Source organism: Dietzia sp. SYD-A1 (assembly GCF_015356725.1).
In the GTDB taxonomy this organism is placed as follows: Bacteria; Actinomycetota; Actinomycetes; order Mycobacteriales; family Mycobacteriaceae; genus Dietzia.
In genome coordinates, this window is the sequence record NZ_JADDKI010000396.1 from 1 (window position 1) to 6,638 (window position 6,638).

The window sequence follows — 6,638 nt, forward strand, 5'->3', positions numbered from 1 at the left end:
GTGACCATCCAGTCCCCGTCGCCGCCGGCGTCCGCCCAGCCGACAGCCCCCGAGTAGAAGCCGCGTTCGCCCTCGAGGCCCGCGATCACGCGCCTCGCCTCGTCGGTGGGGGTCCCGCACACCGCGGGCGTCGGATGGACGGCCAATGCGAGGTCGAGTGCCGTGGTCCGTGGGTCCGCGATCCGTCCGCGGATCCGGGTCCCCAGATGCCACATCTCGCGGGTCGAGGTGAGCGAGGGGCGCTCGGGGATCTGTAGCTCCCGGCAGAAGGGGGCGAGAGCCGACGCGAGGGAGTCCACGACGAACGCGTGTTCCTCGGCGTCCTTGCCCGAGGCCCGCAGGGCGCGCCCCGCGGCCTGGTCCTCGGACGTGTCGCGGGAACGGGGAGCGGAGCCGGCGAGGGGGTGGCATTCCACCGCGTCGCCCCGGCGGCGCACCAGCAGCTCCGGGCTCGACCCCACCAGTACCCCGCCGGCGTGCCGCCCGCCGGCGGGGGTCAGGTCGACCAGGAACCCGTCGGCCGACGGGCTCGAATCGATGAGCGCCGCGCACACCGCGTGGGGGTCTATCGGGTCCTGCGCGACCAACCGGACCGCGCGGGCGAGCACCACCTTGGACAGGCCGCCGGCGCGGATCCCGGCGATCGCGGTGGCCACGCGGTGCCGGTGGACCTCCGTGGAGGGGATCTCCTCGGCGACGCGGGCCCGGGTGCGGATCGATCGGAAGTAGGCGGGGGGCTCGAGGGGGCCGTCGGTCCGGACCACGATGTCGGGTTCCACCAACGCCGCCCGCGCATCGGGTTCGAACCCCATGGCGCCCACCACCAGGCCGCAGTCCCCGGATCTCAGGGCCAGCGCCGCGTCTGCCGGATCAGTGAAGGAACGGAGGGATCCCTGGGTGCGCAGTGAGCCCGTGGGGCGGGACAGGAGGAAGTCCGGAGCGGTGACAGGCCTCGCGGCGTCGGGGTGGAGCCCTGACGCCACGGCTCGCCTCCTCGACTCCGACCGGGTGTGGATCGCGCGCGAAGGGCGCACCACGGGTACCCGGCCGATCCTAGGCCGGTCCTGCGCGGGGGTGCGAGCCGGGACCGTCTCTAGGATGGTGACCATGACAGCACAAGACGTCCGTGTCCGCTTCTGCCCGTCGCCCACCGGCACACCCCACGTGGGACTGGTCAGGACGGCGCTGTTCAACTGGGCCCACGCCCGGCACACGGGCGGCACCTTCGTCTTCCGCATCGAGGACACCGATGCCGCACGCGACTCGGAGGAGTCGTACCGGGCGTTGCTCGACGCGCTCCGGTGGCTCGGACTGGACTGGGACGAGGGGCCGGAGGTGGGCGGACCGTACGCCCCCTACCGCCAGTCCGAGCGACGCGGCCAGCACCTCGAGGTGGTGCGCAGGCTCGTCGACGCCGGAGAGGCCTACGAGTCCTTCTCGACGGCCGAGGAGGTCGAGGCCCGCCACCGCGCGGCCGGGCGTGATCCCAAGCTCGGGTACGACGGGTACGACCGCGATCTGACGGAGGAGCAGAAGCAGGCCTACCGGGATGAGGGGCGTGGCGCGGTGATCCGGCTCCGGATGCCGGACGAGGACCTGGGGTGGGACGATCTCGTCCGCGGTGAGACCGTCTTCAAGGCCGGCTCCGTTCCGGACTTCGTGCTGACCCGCGCAAACGGGGTCCCCCTCTACACCCTGGTGAACCCGGTGGACGACGCGCTCATGCAGATCACCCACGTGCTCCGGGGCGAGGACCTGCTCAGCTCCACCCCCCGGCAGATCGCGCTCTACCGCGCGCTGACGCGGATCGGGGTGGCCGAGCGTGTCCCCGAGTTCGGGCACCTGCCGTTCGTCATGGGCGAGGGGAACAAGAAGCTGTCCAAGCGGGATCCGCAGTCGGACCTGTTCCTGCACCGTGACAGAGGGATGTTGCCCGAGGGGCTGCTCAACTACCTGGCGCTCCTGGGGTGGGGACTGTCGGACGACCGCGATGTGTTCTCCCTCCAGGAGATGGTGGAGGCCTTCGACGTACGTCAGGTCAACGCCAACCCCGCCCGCTTCGACCAGAAGAAAGCGGACGCGATCAACGCCGAGCACATCCGACGGCTTCCCCCGGAGGTGTTCGCGCAACGGCTGCGGGACTTCCTCGAGGCGCACCCGTCCGAGGACGGCCTGACGCTGCCGCCCGAGCTGGACGGAGACCGGTGGGCGGTCGTGGCCGACCTGCTCCAGACCCGCATCGTCGTCCTGTCCGACGCGTGGGACCTGATCCGCTTCCTCGTGGTGGACGAGGCGGAGTTCGTCGTCGATCCCGGATCCGCCGCCAAGAACCTCAAGGCCGACTCCCGCGAGGTCGTGGACGCGGCCGTGCGCGCGCTGGACGCGCTACCGGAGTGGACCACCCCCGCGATCGAGGCGGCGCTCTCCGGTGCACTGGTGGACGGCCTCGGGATCAAGCCACGCAAGGCCTATGGCCCGATCCGGGTCGCGGTGACCGGCTCGCACATCTCGCCGCCCCTGTTCGAATCGTTGGAGCTGCTGGGTCGGGAGCTGACCCTGGCCCGGCTCCGAGCCGCGCCGATCGCCGACTGACCAGGCGATTTGCTATTCACCCTCGGTGCTTTGATAGTCTCTTCGAGGTCGCCCCGCACGGGCGGACAAGTGAATACAGTGGCCTATGGTGTAATTGGCAACACAGCGGTTTCTGGTACCGTCGTTCTAGGTTCGAGTCCTGGTAGGCCAGCTGAGCGCGCACAGCGCTCACTGCAGTGGTTCCCTCAGCGGAACCGCGTCCTGAGCCCCCGTCGTCTAGCGGCCTAGGACGCCGCCCTCTCACGGCGGTAGCGTGGGTTCGAATCCCATCGGGGGTACACACGAGAACACCCGGAGCGTCATGCTCCGGGTGTTCTCCTCGTCGGGGCCTCTCGCGCGTCGTCTGCGGTGGCCCTCGCTCACGCGACCCCGACGACCCGGCCCCGTCCCCGCAGCCGGATGAGGTGTCGCGCGTGCGCGTCGAGAGCGTGGTCCTCCGCGCTCTTCGGGGTCCAGTGCGGCACCGGGGTGGGTGTGAGATCCGGACCCAGCGCCGCGCACACCGCCAGACAGTGGGTCGTCAGGACCCGGTCCGGCGATGTGGGCTCACCGGACCGGACGTGAACGGACACGTGCATGGTCTCGTGACCGGTGTGCAGGAGCCGGGCCTCGACCTCGACGACGTGACCGATGCTCACCGGGTGGTAGAACCGCACGCCGCCCGCGTACACGGAGGTGCACGGGGTGCCCGACCAGTGGGTCGCGCAGAGGTTCGCGGCGTCGTCGATCCACGACATGATCCGCCCACCGTGGACGTTGCCACCCCAGTTCACGTCAGCGGGTGCCGCGAGGAACCGCAGGGTCGACCGGGGTGCGGTCCCCTCGGCGGTGTAGTCCTGCTGCGCCATGGCGTCCTCGATGTCCTTGCGCAGCGCGATACGCATCACCGCTTCTTCCGACTCGTGCACCTCCAACCGGGAGGCGGGTCGCCAGGACGGCACGGGGGTGGGTCTGCCCTCACGCATGGCGATGAAGACGACGAGACACTCGGCGCAGTGGCGGTACTCGAGCGCGACGGGATCGCAGGCCCGGACATCACACTGGATGTGCATCGAACTCGACCCGGTGTGGACGAGGCGCGCTGACACCTCGACGAGCTGCCCGGCCTCGATCGGCCGCGAGAAGCGGACGTTGCCCACGTAGGCGGTGACGGCATAGCCACCCGACCAGACCGCGGCCTGGGCGTACGCGGCCTTGTCGATCCACTCGAGGATGCGGCCTGTGTGAACCTGGTTCCCGGTGCCCACGTCGGTCGGGGCGGCGAGGAATCGCAGGACGGTCTCTCGGGGAGTCTGCACGCCGGGAAAACTATCGCCGTCGTGTAACGGCGTGGTTGCGGCGGATGTGGATCGCGTGTCGGTGTTCTCACCCCGGACCACCGTCACCGTGAGGGCTGAGCGGGTGGTCCTGGTCGTGCCTGGGCGAGGCTAGTCGACGGTCTCCTTGAGCGGGTCCTCGCGGATGAACAGCAGCAATCCGGTGGCGACCACCAGCAGGGGGACCACGATGAGGAAGATCGGCACCAGGGCGTCGTTGTAGGAACCCACGATCGCGTCGTGGAGCGGCCCGGGCAGTCCGGCGAGGATCTCGGGACTCATCGAGTTGGCCGCTCCGGAGCCGTTCGAGAACGACGTGGCCATCTCGGCCCCTTCCGGTCCCATCGCCGCCGCCGCGGCCGGGATGCGAACTCCCATGAGATCGGAAAGACGACTGACGAAGAGCGACCCCACGATGGCCGATCCCAGGGTTCCGCCGATCTGGCGGAAGAAGTTGTTGGACGCCGTGGCGGTGCCGACCATCGACACGGGGAACGAGTTCTGGACGATCAGCACGAGCAGCTGCATGCACAGGCCGAGACCGAAACCGAAGACGAAGAGCACGACCCCGAGGTGGAGCAGGGTGTCCGTCTCCTCGAGCGAGCTGATGAGAAACAGTCCCACGGCCATGATGATGCTGCCCACGACGGGATACCACTTGTACCGGCCGGTGCGGCTCACGATGTTGCCCACGATGATGGAGGTGCCCATCATCCCCGCCATCATCGGGGTCATCATGAGGCCGGCGTGGGTGGGTCCGAGTCCGTGGACCATCTGGATGTAGGTGGGAAGGTAGGTGATGGTCCCGAACATGGCGATACCGATGATGAGCCCGGCGGCGGTGGAGAGCGCGAAGTTGCGCTCGGCGAACAGGGTCATGGGGATCAGGGGGTGTGGTGACCGCAGTTCGACCCGGACGAACGCGGCTGCGCAGACCAGGAAGAGGGCGGCGAGGCCGAGGATGACCGGGTCGGTCCAGGAGTAGCGGTTGCCGGCCCACGAGCAGACGAGGATGAGCGCCGTGGTGCCCGTGACCATGAGCACGGTCCCCGGCCAGTCGGTCCTCCGACCGGTGCCGCGAGCGGGCAGTCTCAGGTAGAGAACCGCGACCGCGAGTGTGAGCAGGCAGATCGGCAGGTTGAACCACAGTGCCCAGCGCCAGCCCGGGCCCTCTGTGAAGAACCCGCCCAGGAGCGGACCGAGGATCGACGAGAGCCCGAACACGGCCCCCATCACTCCCATGTACCGGCCTCTCTGACGGGCGGGGACGACGTCGGCGACGATGGCCTGGGACAGCACCATCAGACCTCCGCCCCCCAGGCCCTGGATGGCGCGGGAGACGATGAGGACGTCGATGCTCCACGACAGGGCTCCGAGTACGGACCCGCCGAGGAACAGCAGGATCGCCGCGACGAAGAGCGGTTTGCGTCCGATCTGGTCGCCGAGCTTGCCGTACACGGGCAGGCCGATGGTCATGGTGAGGAGATAGACGGTGATGACCCAGCTCATCTTGTCGACCCCGCCGAGGTCCGCGACGATCGTGGGGAGCGCGGTCGCGAAGATCATCTGCCCCAGGGACACGATGAGCATCCCGAGCAGGAGCGAGGTGAACACCAGCGGCACGTTGTGGGACGGCGCGCGCTCGGCGGTCTCGTGACCGGCCGTCGCGTGCTGGTATCGCTCATGGCGTGGATCCCGTCTTCTCGGAAGAGGTCGTCTGCGCCGACGCCGTGTCGGTGGGGGAACTGACGAGGAGGGCGAGCTGTCGCAGGGCGAGGGCGCACTCGGAGTCGAGATCGTCGAAGGTCGAGGCCCGCCGCGTCAGCCAGCTCGACAGGCCCAGGTTGGCCGAGGCGGCCACGAGGGCGACGCAGGCGCGCGCTTCGGCCTCCGCTGCGACCCCCTCGAGGCGGCGGAGACCCGGCTGACGCTCGAAGTGCTCGGTCACCAGGTCCACCAGGCGGAGTTGGAATCGTGAGGACGCGGTCACGCGGGCCACGCCGAGGTCCGGTTCCGCCCGGAAGATCGCGCCTCGACGGTGGGCGAGTCTCGCCGTCTGGGCGTCGTCCCCGATTCGCGCGTCGGCGAAAGCCGCGAGGAACAGTCGGAGGAGTGCCCCGGGCACGTCCGGGTCGGCGGCGTCGAGGAACTCTCGGCGCCGTGCCGGGGGGACGTCACGGGGAGGTGAACCGATGACGGCGGCCTCCTTCGACGGGACGTAGTTGAAGAACGTGCGCTTGGAGACGTGGGCCGCGGCGCAGATCTGGTCCACCGTCACGCAGTCGTACCCGTGCTCCAGGACGAGGGAGGTCGCGGCGTCCTCTATGGCCAGCAGCGTGGCGCGACGTTTCCTCTCGCGAAGGGAGTCCTGATCTGGGGGGGAGGTCACCGGAGCAGCCTACACAAAAAATGCACCGAGTGCATATTTGTACTCGGTGCACGCGCGTTGGTGTCGCGATTTTGTGGTCGGCCGCTGGTGTCGCTACAGTTGACGCGTACTCGGCCCCCGTCGTCTAGCGGCCTAGGACGCCGCCCTCTCACGGCGGTAGCGTGGGTTCGAATCCCATCGGGGGTACATGATCGACACGTCCCGGTTCCTCGCGAGAGCGAGGAGCCGGGACGTCGCGTTTGTGGGGGCGTGCGACGATTCCCTCGTGAACTCTCGTCGCGACGTCCTCCGGCTGGCCCTCGGCGCCGGGCTCGGGCTCGCGGGCCTGACCGCCTGCGGGG

5 protein-coding genes and 3 tRNA genes are annotated in these 6,638 nt (G+C 69.4%); 4 read left to right on the forward strand and 4 right to left on the reverse strand.

All coding sequences use genetic code 11. The annotated features are described in order from the left end of the window. On the reverse strand, positions 1 to 983 hold a 983-nt coding region (locus tag IY392_RS14410; RefSeq protein ID WP_194861584.1), incomplete at its 3' end, for an isochorismate synthase MenF. Positions 984 to 1,107: 124 nt separating this feature from the next. Between IY392_RS14410 and gltX the strand changes: the two genes are divergently transcribed. From gltX to IY392_RS14425, 3 genes are all read left to right on the forward strand, one after another. Next, positions 1,108 to 2,592, forward strand: a complete 1,485-nt coding sequence (gene gltX / locus IY392_RS14415; protein ID WP_194861585.1) for a glutamate--tRNA ligase — start codon at positions 1,108 to 1,110, stop codon at positions 2,590 to 2,592. Positions 2,593 to 2,671: 79 nt separating this feature from the next. Continuing rightward, a tRNA-Gln gene (locus IY392_RS14420) sits at positions 2,672 to 2,743 on the forward strand. Positions 2,744 to 2,797: 54 nt separating this feature from the next. Beyond that, positions 2,798 to 2,870 (forward strand) — tRNA-Glu (locus tag IY392_RS14425). An 81-nt stretch (positions 2,871 to 2,951) separates the two neighbouring features. Here the strand turns inward: IY392_RS14425 and IY392_RS14430 are convergent. From IY392_RS14430 to IY392_RS14440, 3 genes are all read right to left on the reverse strand, one after another. Continuing rightward, positions 2,952 to 3,890 (reverse strand): acyl-CoA thioesterase, encoded by a 939-nt coding sequence (locus IY392_RS14430; protein WP_107756680.1) that lies wholly within the window; start codon positions 3,888 to 3,890, stop codon positions 2,952 to 2,954. Positions 3,891 to 4,019: 129 nt separating this feature from the next. Next, on the reverse strand, positions 4,020 to 5,522 hold the full coding sequence (locus tag IY392_RS14435) for an MDR family MFS transporter (protein ID WP_375292920.1): 1,503 nt from the start codon (positions 5,520 to 5,522) through the stop codon (positions 4,020 to 4,022). Positions 5,523 to 5,589: 67 nt separating this feature from the next. Continuing rightward, entirely contained in the window at positions 5,590 to 6,297 is a 708-nt protein-coding gene (locus tag IY392_RS14440) for a TetR/AcrR family transcriptional regulator (RefSeq protein ID WP_194861586.1), read from the reverse strand. A gap of 113 nt (positions 6,298 to 6,410) precedes the next feature. On the opposite strand from IY392_RS14440, the gene IY392_RS14445 reads away from it, so the two are divergent. Further along, positions 6,411 to 6,483 (forward strand) — tRNA-Glu (locus IY392_RS14445). Positions 6,484 to 6,638 lie beyond the last annotated feature (155 nt).

Coding starts and splice junctions, on each gene's coding strand:
- gltX (WP_194861585.1), top strand. CDS start 1,108: ATGACAGCACAAGACGTCCGTGTCCGCTTCTGCCCGTCGCCCACCGGC.